Raw genomic sequence first — 17,071 nt, forward strand, 5'->3', positions numbered from 1 at the left:
TACCTTATTCGATGAGCTCTTTAATACTGGGGTTGAGCAAGCGTTGCTGCTGCCAGAGTTCGATGCTGCCAAGTTGCAATGCATTGAGTAAGTCTTGTCGGATATTTTCTGCCATCCACTCGCAGGGGCGTTGCTCCAGTACCTTTAGTTGCAGATAGAGGTTATCGTCACTTGGATTAAGCTGCTCAGCCAGATACCAGCTTAACCAGACTGCTTCACGCAGCGCTTGCAGGTGTTGGGCTTTAAAAGGCTCACCCAACATAGCCTGCAATGGCAATACCAGGGTTTGCAACTGAGGGATGGGTTTGAGAGCTTTGCGCTGCTGCCCTAAGTGCAGCAATACTTTTTGTTCCAGTGCTGGTAGCTGGTCATCTGGGCAGTTCAGCCCAAGCCAAAGAACGTCGCTGTGAATGGTCACCTGGATAATTTCAGGAAAATTCAAACTTTGTAGCAAACTGATCAATGCCTGGCGCAGCTGAACCTCACCATGGCGTTGCTTGTATTGCTGACAGCCCCTTAAAGTAACGGCCATCAACTGTAAGGGGAGTTTTTGCCGTTGTTCCGCCACCAGTTTTTCACTGAACTGAATCCATTGCCTGGAGAAAATCAATTGATTCGGAGTAAGCCGCTGACGGTGTTGCCATCCAAACCGGCCAAGTACCACGACCAGCAAGAGCAACGTTGCAGTCACTGTTATCAGCCAATAGCTTGGTAGAAAAGCTGGATGAGAGTCTACCATTGCAGCTGCTGGGGTACCTTGATGCAAGTAGTCTAGCTTCAACTGATACTGTTCCCGCAAATCATCAAAGCGCAGCGCCCGGGCCAATTGGCTGTAGTGAAAAGCTTGCTGCCAGTCTTGTTGCCAGGCCGCCAGTTCTGCCGCCAGCTCTGCATAGCGGTAGCGTAGAAATAAAGCCTGACTGTGATCCTCTGGCTCAATGGTCAGCTGTTGGAACAGCGATTTGGCTCGTTCAAACTCTTGTTGCTGGAGCAGGCTTTCGGCCAGGATAAGTTGTACCTGGTTTAATAGACTATGGCTGTTAATCTGAGTGGCAATGCTGACAGCTTGCTCAAAATAATCATACGCCAGTGCTTGTTGTTGCTGAAGCTGATACCACTGGCCAAGATAGAACTTACTCTCGGCGATGCTGTAAGCATCACCATGTTGGTGGCTGAGCTGCAGCGCTTCTTGCAGATAAGCATAGGTTTGTTCATCCTGCCAATTCTGGTCCAACTGAACACTAGCTACCCTTAATAAACTATTGATGTAAGCACGTTCACGTTGATAGTTGCTAAAGCCTTCCTTTGCTTGCAGGAAGGCCTGCAGAGCTTGCTCGGGTAGCCCCATTTTCTGGTAGCCAATACCATAACGTAACTGGACCAGTGGGTAGGCATGATAAGCCTCCAACTGGGTCGCGAGTGTTAAGGTGGATTGAAAGTGAGAAAAAGCCTGATTGATCCGGTTCATTTGCAGATGCAAACGCCCAAGCAGGAAGTGTGCATTCATTTCCTGTTGGGGCAACATGGCTTCAGCCAGGCTCTTTTCGGCATAAAAGATTGCTTGCGCGTAGTCGCTGTTTTGCAAATGAGCCTGAGCCAGACTTTCATACAGCTCGTTTTTCTCTTTGCGGGCCCGCTCATCCTGCAAAGGCTCCAGCCACTGCAAGGCTTGCTGCAAGGCTTCAATACCCAGTTCAGTATTGCGATATAAGCGGCCATAAATTTCGGCTTTGGTATGGTAGAGCTGGGCTTGAAACAGCGGCTGATCATCCAGCAGCACCGCCAATGCAATGGCTTGCTCAATGTTCACTAAAGCACTTTCTCTTTGGTTCAGTAACAGCTGGGCATAAGCAAGCTCCAGCCAGTAACTGCTGGAGTTAGGAGCAGGTTGCTGCATGGCTTGCTCAAGGAACTGCTCGGGAGCCTGACGGATCAGGGAGGGCCTGAACTCGGGAGTGGCACTAGGAGTGGCACTAAAAGCAGGGCCATAGCTCAGAAAAAGTAACAGCAGCAGAATGAAAGCAGCATGCATAAAGAATCAAGCAGGTGTCATAAATTTGTTGTGGTCATTGTGCGTCAGATTATGGATGCTGTACAGCTTTATCCGGCTTGATTCTTAAGCCAATGGGAAAGTTGGCTGGCAGTGCTCGCAATCAGGCGATTGCGTGCAGCCCGGGTTGCCCAGGCCACATGGGGTGTTATCAGCAATCTGGAATGAGACTCTTGCAAAAGTGGGTGGGTGCTGGCCGGGGGTTCTTGTTCCAAGACATCCAGAGCTGCAGCATACAGCTTATTCCGCTGCAAAGCACTCAGTAGAGCAGCAGGCTCTATCAGGCCACCACGGGCGGTATTAATCAGTATGGCTGTTGGTTTTAACCAGGCTAACTGTTCAGCGCCAATCAGGTGGTGATTATCTGCTGTGAGTGGGCAGTGCAACGACAGCACATCAGCTTGTTCCAGTGCTTGCCGAAAGGGGGTTCGCCCCGGACGGCAACTGGCAGCGTCTGGTCGCTCAGCAATACAGATCTGCATACCAAAAGCCCGGGCCAGCTGAGCTGTGGCCTGACCAAGGGCACCGTAACCGACGATGGTCATGGTTTGACCTGCCAATTCCTGCATTGGCTGCTCCAGCAGGCAAAAATGTGCGCTTTTGCTCCAGCTCCCTTGTTGGACACTCTGGTGATGCGCTGTGCATTGGTTGGTGAAATGCAGTAACAGGGCAAAGACATGTTGCGCTACTGAAGCGCTGGTATAGTTATCGACATTCTGAACCTTGATGTCTGCAGCGGTTGCTGCGGCCAGATCAATATTGTTGGTGCCGGTGGCAGTCACGGCGATATAACGTAGCTCGGGTAGTTGCCTGAGCACTGCGCTGTCTAGTACCACCTTATTAACGATAGCGATTTGGCAACCGTGCAACCTGGTCAACACTTGATTAGGGCCTGTGTTGGGGTATAAGGTCAACTGCAGTGGTAATTGCTGCAATGGGCTTAGATCCGCATCGCCAACGGATCCTGCATCAAGATAAGCGGCGTTGTTGGTCACAAATGCCTCGTGCAATGATTGTTTGGCATGATCCTAACTGCTTTACCCACCGTAAGCTAGTATTGATGCAGAGTTTGATTTTTATGCAACAACGGCGGCCCAGATGCATAAAATGCTGGTTGATTTCTTGTACAACAGTGGCGATGGCTACGGTGTTTTTGATGCAAAAGACCAACTGGTATTTGCCAACCCGGCATTAGCGGAGATTTTTGCCATTGAATTGGAGCAGCTCACAGGTATGAGTTTTGCTAACATTATCCGTCATTGCCATCAGCAAAAGTCAGGCTTACTTATCGAAACCACCGATCTGGATGATTGGTTGTTGTACGCTGGTCAGCGTAGGCGCAGTGTGCCGTTTCGGATTTTTGAGGCGGATACTGTAACTGGTCACTGGTATTTGATGTCGGAGCAATGCAATGCGCAAGGTGCCATTTTACTGCATGCAAAGGACATTACCGAGCAAAAGCGCCTGCAGTTCGCTCTGCAGCAAGCAGAGCAGCTGCTAAGAAACCAGGCCAACACCGATGTACTCACCGGCATAGCCAATCGGCGTTACTTTATGCAGCAGGCTGGCAAAGTCTTGAAACATCAGCAAAGAACTGGCGCCGCCTGTAGTTTATTGATGCTGGATATTGATCACTTCAAACAATTAAACGATGCTCATGGCCATTTGGCTGGCGACAAGGCCTTGCAGTTTATTTGCGAGCATATCCAGTCGCAATTGCGCAATTACGATTTATTTGCTCGCTACGGTGGTGAGGAGTTTGTCATTTTGCTGGCTGACATTGCAGCTACTGAGGCTGTACAAGTGGCCGAACGTATTCAGCAGCAGCTGGCATCCCATCCTATGAGTTATCGCACTAAGACACTACCGATTGAATTATCCGTTGGCATCGCGGAGCTTCAGCCTCAGCAAAGCCTGACTGAGTTGTTACAACATGCTGATAAAGCCTTGTATCAAGCGAAGGCTGCTGGCAGAAACTGCTGTATCGTTGCCAAAACTTCTGCGTTATAATCCGTTTTTTTAATTAGGGTCTCCTTATGTTCTCGGTGAAACTTCAGCCACTGATCTTTGCTTTTATTATGTCTGGCTTTATGGCTTTTTTAATGTCCGGTATTTTAACATTGCTCAATCTCGGCTGGTTTACCGGTTTTATGCAAACCTGGCTTAAAGCCTATCTGGTCGCCCATGCCTGTGCTTTTCCACTGGTACTTATTTTTGCTCCGATTAGCCGTCGTTTAGCCGCTATGCTGGTTCGCCAGCCATAAAACAACCAGCTAGCGACCTACCACTTCCGGGTACATCGGTGCCAGTAGCGCCAGCAACTGGTTTTGTACACCATAAGGAATGCCCTCTTGCTGCATGGCACTGATCAGGTGATTAACCAAGCGATCAAAATCCCGGGTATTTAGGTTGAGGCCGGTATGGCTTTCTTCCATGGTGGCTCCGCTGTAGATGCAGGGACCGCCGGATAGCTCGCACAGTTGCTCAATCAATAAACGCCGGAAGCGTGGAATGTCGGTATCGCGAAAATGCTGCACGATCAATGGGTCATGCTCAATGTGATGCAGCAAGTGATCCGTAATTGCAGTGATGCCGGCTTCTTCGCCCAGTTGTTGATATAAGCTAGACTGAGGTGTCTGACTGCACGCTAACAGTAGCAGGGTCGAACTCAGTACAATAAGCAGTGACTTCATTACCAGCTTCCTTCTAAAGCAAGATACCACCCTTGTTGCGAGGGCAGGCCAGCAATGTCGCCTAAATCGACATAAGCCGCGGTGACTGACAGATTAGGGTTAACAAACCAGGCGACAAACACATCGCGCCAGTGCTGCTCATCGGCAAATGCCAGTCGATTTGGCTTTTGCTTAAATTCAACCCCTACGGCTAGCTGATGAGTGAGCAGCAGAGCTGCCGAGCCTTCAAACATCAATTGATGACGCTGATTCTCTGCGTTGCCAAAACCAAGCAAACCCGTCTGGTTGGCTTGAGTAGCCCGCACCGTGCCGTTTAGCAGCAAGTTACGGCCTGCAATGACATCCAGCCAGACCGTGCTGGCCGCCAGGTACAGATCAACGCCACTGCGGGAGCGGGCGCCCACCAGTGAGGGTAACTCAAAATCCTGATGATACTTGTATTGCAGGCCTACACTGATTTGTGGCAGCGAGGTATACAGCAGCTGTCCCGTCAGGCGGTATTTGATACCAACAATATCCTGGCGTAATTGTCCACCAATGGTATCAAGCTTGAACTGTTGTCTGGCATAAGAGAGCTCCCAGCGATTATCAATACTTAACCCAACACCGGCTGAATGCAGGGTGAAATCATCAACACCGACCCGGCTGCCAAAAGCCTGTAAACTCCACTCATCATCACTGCCATAACCGTTGATCACGGCCCAGGGCACAATACCGCCACCAGCAGCCCCTTCAATGGTCGTTGCCCCTCCAGTAGCCAGTACCCGGCTGCCGGCCTGCACTGGCAGGGTTAGGAAAACAAGAAAACACCCGATCACTGCTTTGTTCATGCACTGTCCTTTTGGAAATAGTTGGCAGCTGTGTGCTGAAATTGCTGCAGCCAGTTGGCAAAGTCAACGGCGGGCATAGGTTTAGCAAAATAATAGCCCTGAACGGTATCGCAACCAAGCACCTGCAATTTAGCAAGGCCTGCCCGGTTTTCCAGTCCTTCGGCGGTGATCTGAAACCCTAAGCCTTTGGCTAACCGACAGGCGGCTTCTACAATCAGTTCATCGTCGCTGTTGTGTTCAATGTCTTTGATAAAAGCCCGATCAATTTTCACTTCATGCACCGGCAACAGCTTCAGATAGGCCAATGATGAATGGCCGGTACCAAAGTCATCGATCGCCAGCTCAATCCCAAGATCGGCCAGCTTACGCAGAATCCAAATGGCCCGCTCCGGGTTCTGCATCACGGCACCTTCGGTGACTTCCAATGCCAATATCTTAGGAGGCATTCTGGCCTGATCTAACAGTTGTTGGATACGGGTTGGCAGTCGCTCATCGATCAGATCCACCGGCGAAAGATTCACTGCCAGCTTTAAACCTGGATGAGTGCTCTGCCACTGTGCAGCCTGCGCAATCACCCGGCTTAGCATCCAGTCGGTCACCAATTGAATATGGCCGCTGTGTTCGGCTAAGTGAATAAACTCATCCGGTGGGATAAACCCAAGACTTGGATGCTGCCAGCGGATTAAAGCTTCAGCAGCATAGCAGCTTTTTTGCTGCAGTGAGACTTTGGGTTGATAGCAGATGCTGAGTTTATCTGTCGCAAGAGCCGCCGGCAAATCCTGAATAATGGTCAGCTCGCGAAGGTGGCGCTCATCCTGACCTGCCTGATAACCAGCCATACCCTCACTCAGTTGTTTAGCCGCAGCGCTGGCAATATCAACGCGGCGTAGCAAGGTACTGACTACCACTGGCTCTGTCTCATGCACAGCAAACTCATAATAGCCAAGAGAGAGTTGCAGGCTGATGGTGCTCTGTTGCAGTGGATAGGGTGCTTGCAGCGAAGCTATCCATTGGGTCAGTGTGGCGGGTAGCTCGTTGTACACTAATAAAAACTCATCACCGCCAACCCGAGCGCTGAACAGTGGCGGTGGCTCAAGTTGCCTGATGCGATCTGCCAGCCGTTGCAGCAGTTGATCACCCGTATCCAGGCCAAAGGCATCGTTCAGATGTCGGAAGTTTCGGATGTTCAGCAGCTGCAAGACGCCAGCATGCTCGCTGGCGTAACGTTGTAACCAGCATTCAGCCGCACTTCGGTTGTACAGGCCGGTGAGTGGGTCTCGCTCGGCCTGCTCAATCAGTAAACGCTCCCGCTCGGCCAGCCGTTGCTGCATCTGGCTCAGGGTTTTACTAAGTACTCCCACTTCACCCTGAGCTTGCGGCAAAGTGCTGGTGGTTTTACCTTCTCCCAACTGTCTGGCAAAGTTGGTCAGTGTTTGCAATGGTTCTGTAATGCTTCGGCCCAGCCAAAAAGCAACCAGTAAGGCTATGGTTAAAGCAACACCAAAGATCCCGAGCAGCTGACTGCGCATGCTCTGGTAATTTTGCAGCCAGCGACTGTTTGGTAAATGCAATAAGGCCCACAGCCCTGTTTCTTCCAGTGGCCGGCTTAACGTCAGGTAACGCTGATCTTCGCTGGCAGAGGGCTCATCGGTTAAGGCGGTTAAAGCCTGGTTATGGGGCAATAAGGCTGCCAGGCTTTGCTGGCCCAAGGTGGAGGTGAGTAGGCGTAGATCCTGTCCGGCCTGGTGCTGGACAAAACTGATATCCAGACCGGTGATGGCTTTTAACTGCAAAGCCAGGGCATCGTCCAACACAAAGCCCATACCCACCCAGGCAATAACATTCGGTGCCCGTACTGGGACCAGAACCAACTGATAGGCTTGGCCTGCCAGCGGTAAAATGCTGCTGTGAAGGCCAGCAAGGGCTTGCTGGCCTGACTGCAACAGTGCACTGAGCTGGTGTTCGGTCAGCTCATCGCGGGTACTGGCCAGTAAGTCGCCTTGCGGACTGAGTAGTACCACCAATTGTGCATCAATCCGGCTGCCATGGTTTTCCAGCACCGATTGAATGGTGGCCGACTCGGATGTGGCTACCGCCTGACGAAAACCAAAATCTGCCGCCAATACCTGTACCGATTGGCCAAGCTGGACAGATCGGTCGGCCAGTAATTGGCTGAACACATTGGCACCAACCTGCAATACCTGATGTGCTTGCTGCTGACTGTCTTGTTTCATGGCAGTCAGACTGGCCAGTGCAGTGGCCAGTGCCAGCAGGCCAAGCAGCGTGATAATAACCAGCAGTAAGCGATGACGTAACGAATTGAGCATGGGTGATCGCCTAGGAGCCAAAACCACGTTGTGGGGTGGGTTGCTTCGGCCGGTGTTGGACCTCCACGGCAAACTGCAGCTGGGCAGAGCCACCATCGTAGCTGAGCTCTTTCGGCATCCATTCCTGTTGCTGGAATGGATGCCAAATAGTTAGTTGATAACGTCCTTCAGTCAACTGATGAAATTGCACCAGGCCCGCCTTATCGCTGACCGCTAGCAGCGGACTCTCACTAATAAACACATAAGCTTCCATGTAGTCATGGATATTGCAGCCAAGAGCGACAATACCAGCTTTATCAAACAGCACTGGTTGTTCGGGACGATCATGGTAGAGCTGAATTTCAAACACTTTCGCCGCTGAAAAGGAATACACATGGTGACGGGTTCTGTCCAGATTGGGAAAATCGACTTCGGTGCCCACCTGAACTGCGGATACAAAAGGCACAAAGTTCAATCCCTGTTGGCGGATAGTGGCCTGTAATGTTGGTGACAGGCTGGTTGATGGTTGGTGGTCCAGTGGAATGAGCTCTACCACGGCATCATCCAGTGGCTGACCATCTTGGTCCTGGATAAAGAATTGCCACGAGTTGGCAGTTGCATTCAAGCTGATGAAACTGCAAAGTAAACAGAGTGTGGTCCAGCCAACAGATAATGTCATAGCAAGCAGCCCCGGGTCAGTCTATGACACAAAGTCGGTATTTTTGTGTCTCTAGTAACCTTAGCAAGGTGTTGGGGTGGACTCAATCATTATTAACAAGTTGCAAGGGTATTGGATGCATCAAACAAGAGTGTGGAGCGGCTGGTTGAGTGGCTGTGTACTTAGTGCCTGGACATTAGCAGGTATTGCTGAGCCCCGCTTAGATCCTCAACCATGCGACATGGTGATCGATCGCCCCTGTGTAGCTTTGGTATTGGGTGGGGGGGGCGCCCGCGGCGGCGCCCATCTGGGTGTGATCCGTTACCTGGAAGAGCAGCAAATTCCGGTCGATCTGGTCGTTGGTACCAGCATCGGTGCCTTTGTCGGCGGTTTGTATGCCAGCGGCAAAAGTCCTGCTCAGATTGAGGATATTTTAACCGGTCTACCCTGGAGTGAAGGCTTTCAGGACCGGGTGCAGCGGCATGAGATGCCATCACGACGCAAACAACAGCGTGATGCTTACCCGATCCAGCTGGAGTTAGGGGTGCGGCTCGATGGGGTGCATCTGCCCAAAGGAGTACTGCATGGTCAGGCCATGGCTGAATTGCTGCAACGGGCTTATGGCCTGCAGGCCAATCAACTGGATTTTAATGAATTGGCTATTCCATTTCGGGCGGTGGCGGCTGATTTAGTCAGTGGTGAGGCGGTGGTGCTGGCTGAGGGCAGCTTGCTTCAGGCTGTGCAGGCTTCGATGTCCATTCCCGGCGTGGTCAGTCCGCTCGAAATCAATCAGCGCATCCTGGTGGATGGAGGCGTTGCCAACAACTTACCGGTAGATGTAGCCAAAGCGCTCGGCGCTGAGCGGATTATCGCGGTCAGCATTGATGCCCCTTTGCTGCAAAAAGACGATCTGACCGATGCGTTTAGTGTCTCCGAACAGTTGACCAACTTTTTGGTTCGACGGGGACTGGCCGTGCAGCTGGCCTTATTATCCGAACACGATATCTTACTGCAGCCAGAGCTAAGCGGCATTGGCACACTGGACTTTGAGCGTCTAATGGTAGGAGCCGGGATTGGCTATCAGACAGCCGCTGCAGTTCCTGCTTTGCAGCAGTTGTCGGTACCGGCAGAAGCATACCATCAATGGCTGTTAACGCATCGCTTATCCGAGAATCCTGAGCAACCCATTGATCGGATTGTGCTACACAATCAATCCACACTGGCGGATAGTATGCTGCTGAAGCGACTGGGCATTGAACCGGGAGATATTTACGATAGCCAGGTGGTGGAAAAAGGTATCCGGCGTTTGTATGGTCTGGATGTATTTGAGCGGGTGTCACAGCAGCTCACTATTCTGGACGATGACAGCACCGAGTTGCAGGTGCTGGTGCAGGAGAAAAGTTGGGGGCCAGGCTATCTGAATTTTCGCCTGCGCTTTGAGGATGACTTTCAGAATAAACATCATTACCAGCTGGGCGCCAGTTATCTGTATACCAATTTGAGTCCGCTTGGTGCCGAGTGGTATTCAGAGCTTGGCATAGGCAGTGATAAGCTCATCAGCACAGAGCTGTACTGGCCTGTGATAAGTCCGGCTACGTTTGTCAGTGGCAAATTGGCGGCATTCAGTGAGCGCCAGGTGCTGGAGGATGAAAATCGGCGTTCGTTGGGTGATTTGAATCACAGTGAGTTTATCAGCACCATGCTGGCAGGTTGGCATCCCAGTGATCATCTTACTGTCGCCAGTGGCTGGACCAGGCGTGTGGGGCGTTACCGTGCTCCGGGTTCGCTCAGTGATCCGGTGGCTGGTCAGCGTATTTCCTATCAACGGCATGGCCCTGTGCTGCAGGGGCGCTGGGATACATTGGATAACATCAACTTCCCAGGTCGGGGTATCCGGCTTCACTCAGAAGTGCAATGGTTGCAGGATCGATCCGGCGCTGAGCGTGGCAGCAGTCGCACTCTGAGCCTGGATGTACTGGCAGCCAAAGGTTGGCAGGCGCATCGGCTGCATAGCCGCTGGCGCTGGCAGCGGTATCGTAGTGATGACCCTGCGCTGATTCTGGAGCAGTTTAGTCTGGGCGGTTTTTTAAATCTGTCTGGTTACCCTCATCAGTATTTGTATGGCAGTACCGTCAGCTTTGGCAGCCTGGTTTACCAGTATCAACTGACGCAACCGCAGTTGTCGTTTTTAAATATGCCCTGGTATATCGGTGGCTCGATTGAGCGGGGCCGGGTGCAGGATGATTTATTGAATCTGAATCAGGCACAGCAAACCGACACCTGGCTTTGGGCTGGCAGCCTGTTTCTGGGCTGGGATAGTCCGCTTGGTCCCTTGTTCTTTGGCTATGGCCGCGCCCAAAGTGATGAGCGCAGCCAGACTGAATCTTGGTACTTGTCGTTAGGACATCACTTCTAATGATGTATCCACTGGCGGTGCTTCCATGCACCGCTGGGGTTAGCCGCCATGGCGTTCAAACCACTCCAGGATACGTTTCAGCCGCTCCACCAGATTGACTGGGGTACCATTTCTGGACAGGCTGTGGCCTTCGCCTTTAAACACCACCATCTCCACCGGCACCTGATTGGCTTTCAGGGCGTAAAACCATTCTTCACCCTGGCCAATCGGGGTAATGTGATCCTCGGTGCTGTGAATAATCAGTGTTGGTGTACTGACCCGATCGGCATACTTCAACGGCGAGCGGCCCCAATACAGCTCGAAATTTTGCCAGATAGTGCCGGCAAACTCGCGACGCATGGAATTTGGCGGATACTGCTGGGTGCCGGCTTCGGATAGCCAGTTGCTGACACTGCGCTGGGTCACTGCGGCTTTAAAGCGATCGGTTTGAGTGGTGATCCAGTTGGTTAAAAAGCCGCCGTGGCTGCCGCCGGTAAGATACAGGCGGGAGCTGTCCAGCCAGTCGTGTTGCTGCAACACATGTTCCAGCACGGCGATATTGTCGCGATAATCCACCCCACCGTAGTCAGCATGCACTGCGTTCTGGTGTGCATAGCCATAACCGGTACTGCCACGGTAGTTGGTAAAGACCACCGTATAGCCAGCGGCAGCCATCATCTGGAATTCATGGAACCACTGATGCCCCCACATGCCACCCGGGCCGCCTTTGATATTCAGGATCAGTGGATAAGACTGACCGGCTTGCCAGCCGACAGGTTTGAGCAAAAAGCCCTGACTTTGACCTTGCTCGTGCTCAAACCAAAACGACTGCAATGGCTGCAGCTTCAGCTCGCTTAGCAGCTCCTGATTGAATCGGGTAAGTTGGCGTGGTGCTTTGTTGCCATCCTGGAACCAGACTTCCGGTAGTTGTTGCTCATCCTGCCACAGGTAGCTCAGAGCTTTACCATTGGCAGCAAAACTAAAGCTACCCGCACTGCCGTGCTCGCTCAGGCGAATGCTGGTCCGATCGCGACGTAAATTGAGCTCAAACAAAGGACGTGAACCCAGGTGATCGGCCCCCATCACTATCCGGCCCCGCTCCGGCCAGTGCAGCGAGGTGGCTGAGCGATCCCAGTCCTTGGCAATGCGCCGGTTGTGACCGTCGCTTAAGCGGTAGATGACCAGTTGCTCAGGCTCAAAGTAGTCGGCTTGATGGCGGTACAAGAGTTCGCGCCCATCCGGTGACCAAAGTGGTGAGCTGGCCTGGCCGGGCAGGGTATCCAGTCGGGAGACGCTGCCACTGCCCAGATCCATGACAAACAGATCTTGCTGCATACTGCCTTCCAGCGCATCGGTACTGCGATCGGAGGCAAACACAATCTGTTTGCCATCGGGGGAGAATTGCGCCGAGTGATCGTGCCAGCGGGCATCGCCGGTCAGGCGAGTGAGTTGCTGCGTGGCGATATCCAGCAGCCAGAGGCCAGAGCGGCGCTCATTCAGGTAGCCGCCGCCATCACTTTTGTACAGCGCGTGGCGAATCACCACGACATCAGCTTTTGGCTCGTCGCTGTTGGTTTTGGCTACGGTTGGATCGTCAATCCCTGGATCCACCGAAAGCGTAAGCAGTAGCTGGGTGCCGTCGGGTGACCAGCTAAAATCACGAAGGCCGGCCTGCTTTAAAGACGTAATAGCCCTGGCCTCACCTCCCGCCATAGGCAGCAGGTGCAATTGCTGGCCCTCGCCCCGACCAGAGATGAAAGCCAACTGCCGGCCATCGGGTGACCAGCGTGGGCTGCGATCCCCGTCGCTAAAGGTCAGCTGGCGCGGCTCCGACTTACCATCGGTTGCTACCAGCCACAGATTGCTGTGCCGGCTGCGTTTATCATCAGCAATGGTGCTGTGCACAAAGGCAACCTGGCGGCCATTTGGCGCTAACTGGGGATCCGCCACAAAGGTAAAGCGGTAATAATCGTCCGGCTGCATGCCGCGTGGCGCGGCATGCAGCGCCAAAGACAGCAGCAAAGAACAAACAAGCAACAAGCGGATCATCGGTATACTCCTGAGTGGGTCGCAGCAGATTTCAGCCCAGATTGCTGGTGGTTACAAGGCAAAACAGATTGTCAGCACCCCTGCTGAGATAATTAGCGAAATAGCATGTACAGCAGTTGAGCCAGCAGCACGATACCCACCAGCGGAAAAATATAGCGGGTAATTTTGCTCAGCTCTTCGTCGCTGCGGCGTTTACCGTATTTTTCTAACACCGTAACCAGAATAAATAAGGCAACAAAGAGTAAACCCAGAATGATAAAAATAGGTGGCATGGTTGCATCCTGCGAAACCGTCAAAACGTCAGTGTAATAGGAAGCCTTGCAACTTTAAAGGCTCCCGGTTAACTGCAATGCCATTTGCTTGGCCGGCATGGGCTTGGCGTACCAGTATCCTTGCGCTTGTTGGCAGCCCAGCTCCACTAAAATCTGGTGCTGCTGCTGGTTTTCAATACCCTCGACGGTAAGACCCAGCTGCAGTTCACTGGCCAGCAATTGAATGCTTTTGATAATGCACAATGCTTTGGCATTGGTAGTGAGATCCGACACCACAGAGCGGTCAATTTTTACCGTATCCAGAGGCATGTTTTTCAGGTAACACAAGCTGGAATAGCCGGTACCAAAATCATCCAGAGCTATTCTCATGCCATTGTCTTTAAGCAGTTGCAGCTTACTGATGGCATTGGCTTCATTATCAATCAGGGCCGTTTCGGTGATTTCCATTTCCAGCGCAGAAGGTGGGATCTGATAGGCTTGCAGGCAGCCCAGCAGCCAACTGGTGAAATCCGGCTCCACCAAATGCCGGGCTGAAATATTAAATGAAATCACCGGTAAGCTGAGTTGTTTTTGCTGCCAGCAAAGCAGTTGTTTACACAACTGTGTGACCACCCAACGATCCAGTTCAATAATCAGGCTGCTTTGCTCAGCAATCGGAATGAAATCAGCCGGCGAAATGGTGCCAAGTTCCGGCTCATGCCAGCGGATTAAAGCTTCTGCACCCGCAAGACTGCCATTGCTCAGTGTGACTTTGGGTTGAAAATACAATTGCAACTGCAGTTCATTTGTTTGTAAGGCTGCCTGCAGTTTTTGCCGGATAAGAGCCCGGCGGTGATAGTCGGCGCCTACTTGTCGATTGTAGAAGTTCAGGCCGGGGCTGCCTTTTTCTTTGGCAGCAAACATCGCCAATTCAGCCGCGTGCAATAAGTCCTCTTCCTGCTCGCCATCCTCCGGGTAGCAAGCAACGCCAATATGCGGAGTTGGCAGCAGGACTTCATCGCCCAGTCTGGCTGGTTGTTTTAACACCTCCAGCAAGTGCCCTATCAATTTATTGGTCTGGCTAAAACCGGCTTTCGTTTGATGCAACAAAATGTAATCATCAGCATAAATGCGCACCAACGTATCTTCCGGGCCGATCAGCTGTTGCAAACGCTCTGCCTGCAACTGGATTAATTGATCGCCACAGGTGAGACCAAACTGCTGATTGACATCACTAAGCTGGCCGCCATCAATCCAGCACACCAGTAGTTTGGATTTATGCTGCCTGCACTGAGCCAGTGTCTGGGGAAAACGGCTCACCAACAACTCCCGGTTGCCAAGCCTGGTGAGGCGGTCAAAGTTTACCAGTTGATGAATTTGTTGATCTTTGGAACGAATAACACTTAAGTCCTGAAAGACGGCTAAGTAGTGGCTCAATGCACCGTCACTATTCAGCACGCGTGAAATTTTCAACCATTGCTGATACACAGTGAGATCTTTTTTCCGGTTCCAGATTTCACCTTGCCAGTAGCCATTTTCTTCAATGGTTTGCCACATCTGGCGGTAAAAGTCGGCTCCATGATGAGCTGAGCGCAAAATAGCCGGTGTTTTGCCAATCACTTCAGCCGCTTCATAGCCGGTAATGGAGGTAAAAGCCGGATTGACTTTGAGGATCCGGGCCTGAGTGTCTGTCACCATAATGCCTTCAATGGCATCAGCGAATAGCTGCTTACTTAATTCATCCAGCGTTTTAGTGTCCAGACTGGGCTGCGTATGTGCTATGCCGGTGTAGCTAATAATAGTGCCTGCCAGATCCCGATGCGCCAGCACTTTCAAGTGGCTCGGGATGCAGTTATGTTGTTGGTCAAAAAAGCAGAGTGAACCTTGCCAGTACGAGTGCTTTTGTACGTGAGGAAAGACGATATTGAGCAGGAACTGGTAGTTTTCTTTATCGTGAAAGTTGTGCACATACAGTGGCTGTTGCATCAGGTCATGGTCTGCAGCGATACCACAAAGTTTTCTACCAAAAGGGTTCAGTGTCAGAAGCCGTAAGTCCGTGCTGACCGTACTGATAAAATAATCCAACTGTTCAACAATGTCCTGATGAATACTTGGTAAGTCAGTCAGCATAGGGAAGCGCCTTCTGTTGAGCATGCAAAAAGTGTTGCGCCAACATGGTTAACTGATTGAGTTGCACTGACAGGACGTCACCCTGCTGTTTTGCCTCATCGGCTGCATGAGCTGAGCTTTGTGCCAGGCTGGCCAGTTTTTGCGTATCGGCACTCAGTCGTTCCACGGTATTGAGTTGTTGCAGACTGGCTTCACTGATGTGGCGGGCTTTACTACGCATGGTACCAATGCCCTGGTGGATTTGCGTCATACCTGCTGCAGTACTGGCCGCACTTTGCGCGGTTTGCTCTGAGGCACTGACCCCCTGCAACAGCGCTTGATCGGCTTGTTGTATGCTGTCATACAATTGCTGGATGATGGTCTGAATTTCATGGGTGGAGTGATGGGTACGGCTGGCAAGCGCCCGGATTTCATCGGCTACGACGGCAAACCCACGCCCCAGTTCGCCTGCACGAGCTGCTTCAATGGCCGCGTTGAGTGCTAGTAAATTGGTTTGCTCAGCGACTTCACGAATGACTTTGACCACCTTGGCGATGGCTTCCCCTTGTTTATTCACTTCAGTAAAGCGTTGGCTCAGTTCATTCAGCTGATGCTGCATACTCTGGCTGGCCGACAGCATTTGCTGCAGTTGCTGATTGCCAGCTAAAGCCGCTTGCTCGGATTCACTGGAATGTTGTTCCATCTCAGCAATGGCGGCATCGACCTGGCTTTGCTGGTTTCTCAGCTGTGCCAGTTGCTGCAAAAAGCCATCAGTTGATTGATGTTGCTGCATACTTTGCATGGAGGCCTGATGCATGGAGTCAGCCGCTTTGTTTTTGGCCTGATGCAGGTAACCTGAAGTATTGACCAGTCGGGCCATCAGGGCTCTGTTTTCCTGACGTTGGGTTGACAGTGCAAACGCCACCCGGCACTTGTAGTTAACACCGCCGGTATAAATCCAGCCCATCGCTGGGTTGGCATAGGTTTTATCCGCGATCTGAAGCAACTGCTTGCACTCTTTATGCTGAGTGGCAAGAAAAAGTGCGGTTATACAGGCAGGTAACAAAGCCAGCAGCGACCACCAGGGTGAAATGGGAAATAACAGCGCACCCACACAAGCGAAACTAGCGGCAAGCCCTGCCAGAAGCCAGCGTGTGGATTGAAAAGGTGAGGCATGGATCAAGTTTGGGAGTTTTCCAGCCAGCCATTGCTGATAAAGTTGCTCTGCCCGCTGTTTTTGGTCACTTTGCAGCATGGTTCGAATGGATTGATATTCAACAATCTCACCATTTTTCATCACTGGTGTGACATAAGCATCTACCCAGTAATGATCGCCATTTTTGCAGCGGTTTTTTACCGCTCCACGCCAGGAGTGCCCACTTTGGATGGTGCGCCACATATCTTTAAAAGCAGCTGCGGGCATGTCGGGGTGGCGGATCAGGTTGTGATTTTTACCCAGTAACTCCTCTTTGCTATAGCCGGAAACCTCAATAAAATCTGGGTTGGCGTAAGTGATCACGCCGCGTTTATCGGTTGTGGTAATGAGGTGTGCATCACGTGGGAAACTGACTTCGCGCTGAGTAACTTCCTGATTTCTGCGCATATAAATCCTTACTTTTTTAATGGTTATAACTGGAAGCTTATACCAATGCGTCCCCAAAATGGATCTTGCTAATTTAGCTTTAGTTTGATCTGGATCAAACTTAGTGCATTGAGCGGTGATGGTTCCG

Annotated in this window: 13 protein-coding genes; 3 read left to right on the forward strand and 10 right to left on the reverse strand. The window is 51.7% G+C overall.

What is annotated here, in order from left to right; translation table 11 throughout:
• Window positions 1-4: 4 nt before the first annotated feature.
• Both QWY20_RS15000 and QWY20_RS15005 read right to left on the reverse strand, forming a co-directional pair.
• Window positions 5-2,032 carry a hypothetical protein gene (locus tag QWY20_RS15000; RefSeq protein ID WP_330129811.1) on the reverse strand — a complete coding sequence of 676 codons (2,028 nt, stop codon included), beginning with the start codon at window positions 2,030-2,032 and terminating at the stop codon, window positions 5-7.
• 68 nt (window positions 2,033-2,100) lie between these two features.
• Complete coding sequence (locus QWY20_RS15005) at window positions 2,101-3,045, reverse strand: D-2-hydroxyacid dehydrogenase (protein ID WP_330129812.1); 945 nt, start codon at window positions 3,043-3,045, stop codon at window positions 2,101-2,103.
• Between the two features lie 103 nt (window positions 3,046-3,148).
• Here QWY20_RS15005 and QWY20_RS15010 point away from each other — a divergent pair, with 103 nt between their 5' ends.
• Both QWY20_RS15010 and QWY20_RS15015 read left to right on the forward strand, forming a co-directional pair.
• Window positions 3,149-4,060, forward strand: a complete 912-nt coding sequence (locus QWY20_RS15010; RefSeq protein WP_330129813.1) for a GGDEF domain-containing protein — start codon at window positions 3,149-3,151, stop codon at window positions 4,058-4,060.
• A gap of 26 nt (window positions 4,061-4,086) precedes the next feature.
• Entirely contained in the window at window positions 4,087-4,314 is a 228-nt protein-coding gene (locus QWY20_RS15015) for a DUF2798 domain-containing protein (protein ID WP_330129814.1), read from the forward strand.
• Window positions 4,315-4,323: 9 nt separating this feature from the next.
• On the opposite strand, the gene QWY20_RS15020 is transcribed toward QWY20_RS15015, so the two are convergent.
• Genes QWY20_RS15020 through QWY20_RS15035 form a run of 4 tightly spaced genes read right to left on the reverse strand, consistent with a single transcriptional unit; the run spans window position 4,324 to window position 8,558 of the window.
• On the reverse strand, window positions 4,324-4,743 hold the full coding sequence (locus tag QWY20_RS15020; RefSeq protein WP_330129815.1) for a group I truncated hemoglobin: 420 nt from the start codon (window positions 4,741-4,743) through the stop codon (window positions 4,324-4,326).
• Entirely contained in the window at window positions 4,743-5,573 is an 831-nt protein-coding gene (locus QWY20_RS15025; protein ID WP_330129816.1) for a DUF3034 family protein, read from the reverse strand. Before QWY20_RS15025 ends, QWY20_RS15020 begins: the two co-directional genes overlap by 1 nt.
• Window positions 5,570-7,900, reverse strand: coding sequence for a putative bifunctional diguanylate cyclase/phosphodiesterase (locus QWY20_RS15030; protein WP_330129817.1), 2,331 nt, complete (start codon window positions 7,898-7,900; stop codon window positions 5,570-5,572). Before QWY20_RS15030 ends, QWY20_RS15025 begins: the two co-directional genes overlap by 4 nt.
• A gap of 10 nt (window positions 7,901-7,910) precedes the next feature.
• The gene (locus tag QWY20_RS15035; protein ID WP_330129818.1) at window positions 7,911-8,558 is read right to left on the reverse strand and encodes a cupredoxin domain-containing protein; all 648 of its coding nucleotides are present in this window, start codon (window positions 8,556-8,558) and stop codon (window positions 7,911-7,913) included.
• Between the two features lie 115 nt (window positions 8,559-8,673).
• Between QWY20_RS15035 and QWY20_RS15040 the strand changes: the two genes are divergently transcribed.
• A complete protein-coding gene (locus QWY20_RS15040) occupies window positions 8,674-10,953 on the forward strand; it encodes a patatin-like phospholipase family protein (protein ID WP_330129819.1) in 2,280 nt (759 codons plus the stop codon).
• Window positions 10,954-10,992: 39 nt separating this feature from the next.
• Here the strand turns inward: QWY20_RS15040 and QWY20_RS15045 are convergent, their stop codons facing one another.
• The 4 genes from QWY20_RS15045 to QWY20_RS15060 all read right to left on the reverse strand — a co-directional run bounded on the left by QWY20_RS15045 (window position 10,993) and on the right by QWY20_RS15060 (window position 16,944).
• Entirely contained in the window at window positions 10,993-12,981 is a 1,989-nt protein-coding gene (locus tag QWY20_RS15045) for a S9 family peptidase (RefSeq protein ID WP_330129820.1), read from the reverse strand.
• A gap of 92 nt (window positions 12,982-13,073) precedes the next feature.
• The gene (locus tag QWY20_RS15050; protein ID WP_330129821.1) at window positions 13,074-13,253 is read right to left on the reverse strand and encodes a hypothetical protein; all 180 of its coding nucleotides are present in this window, start codon (window positions 13,251-13,253) and stop codon (window positions 13,074-13,076) included.
• Between the two features lie 54 nt (window positions 13,254-13,307).
• Window positions 13,308-15,362 carry a putative bifunctional diguanylate cyclase/phosphodiesterase gene (locus QWY20_RS15055; RefSeq protein WP_330129822.1) on the reverse strand — a complete coding sequence of 685 codons (2,055 nt, stop codon included), beginning with the start codon at window positions 15,360-15,362 and terminating at the stop codon, window positions 13,308-13,310.
• Entirely contained in the window at window positions 15,352-16,944 is a 1,593-nt protein-coding gene (locus tag QWY20_RS15060) for a methyl-accepting chemotaxis protein (protein ID WP_330129823.1), read from the reverse strand. The genes QWY20_RS15055 and QWY20_RS15060 overlap by 11 nt, the downstream gene beginning before the upstream one ends.
• Between the last annotated feature and the right edge of the window lie 127 nt (window positions 16,945-17,071).

The sequence above is a fragment of the Alkalimonas cellulosilytica genome, assembly GCF_036325985.1.
GTDB classification, from domain to species: domain Bacteria; phylum Pseudomonadota; class Gammaproteobacteria; order Enterobacterales; family Alteromonadaceae; genus Alkalimonas; species Alkalimonas cellulosilytica.

Excerpts from the sequence above, each read along its gene's own strand:
- QWY20_RS15045 (WP_330129820.1), bottom strand. The coding sequence starts at position 12,981 with ATGATCCGCTTGTTGCTTGTTTGTTCTTTGCTGCTGTCTTTGGCGCTG.
- QWY20_RS15000 (WP_330129811.1), bottom strand. The coding sequence starts at position 2,032 with ATGCATGCTGCTTTCATTCTGCTGCTGTTACTTTTTCTGAGCTATGGC.
- QWY20_RS15020 (WP_330129815.1), bottom strand. The coding sequence starts at position 4,743 with ATGAAGTCACTGCTTATTGTACTGAGTTCGACCCTGCTACTGTTAGCG.
- QWY20_RS15040 (WP_330129819.1), top strand. The coding sequence starts at position 8,674 with ATGCATCAAACAAGAGTGTGGAGCGGCTGGTTGAGTGGCTGTGTACTT.
- QWY20_RS15025 (WP_330129816.1), bottom strand. The coding sequence starts at position 5,573 with ATGAACAAAGCAGTGATCGGGTGTTTTCTTGTTTTCCTAACCCTGCCA.
- QWY20_RS15035 (WP_330129818.1), bottom strand. The coding sequence starts at position 8,558 with ATGACATTATCTGTTGGCTGGACCACACTCTGTTTACTTTGCAGTTTC.
- QWY20_RS15015 (WP_330129814.1), top strand. The coding sequence starts at position 4,087 with ATGTTCTCGGTGAAACTTCAGCCACTGATCTTTGCTTTTATTATGTCT.
- QWY20_RS15010 (WP_330129813.1), top strand. The coding sequence starts at position 3,149 with ATGCATAAAATGCTGGTTGATTTCTTGTACAACAGTGGCGATGGCTAC.
- QWY20_RS15030 (WP_330129817.1), bottom strand. The coding sequence starts at position 7,900 with ATGCTCAATTCGTTACGTCATCGCTTACTGCTGGTTATTATCACGCTG.
- QWY20_RS15060 (WP_330129823.1), bottom strand. The coding sequence starts at position 16,944 with ATGCGCAGAAATCAGGAAGTTACTCAGCGCGAAGTCAGTTTCCCACGT.
- QWY20_RS15050 (WP_330129821.1), bottom strand. The coding sequence starts at position 13,253 with ATGCCACCTATTTTTATCATTCTGGGTTTACTCTTTGTTGCCTTATTT.
- QWY20_RS15055 (WP_330129822.1), bottom strand. The coding sequence starts at position 15,362 with ATGCTGACTGACTTACCAAGTATTCATCAGGACATTGTTGAACAGTTG.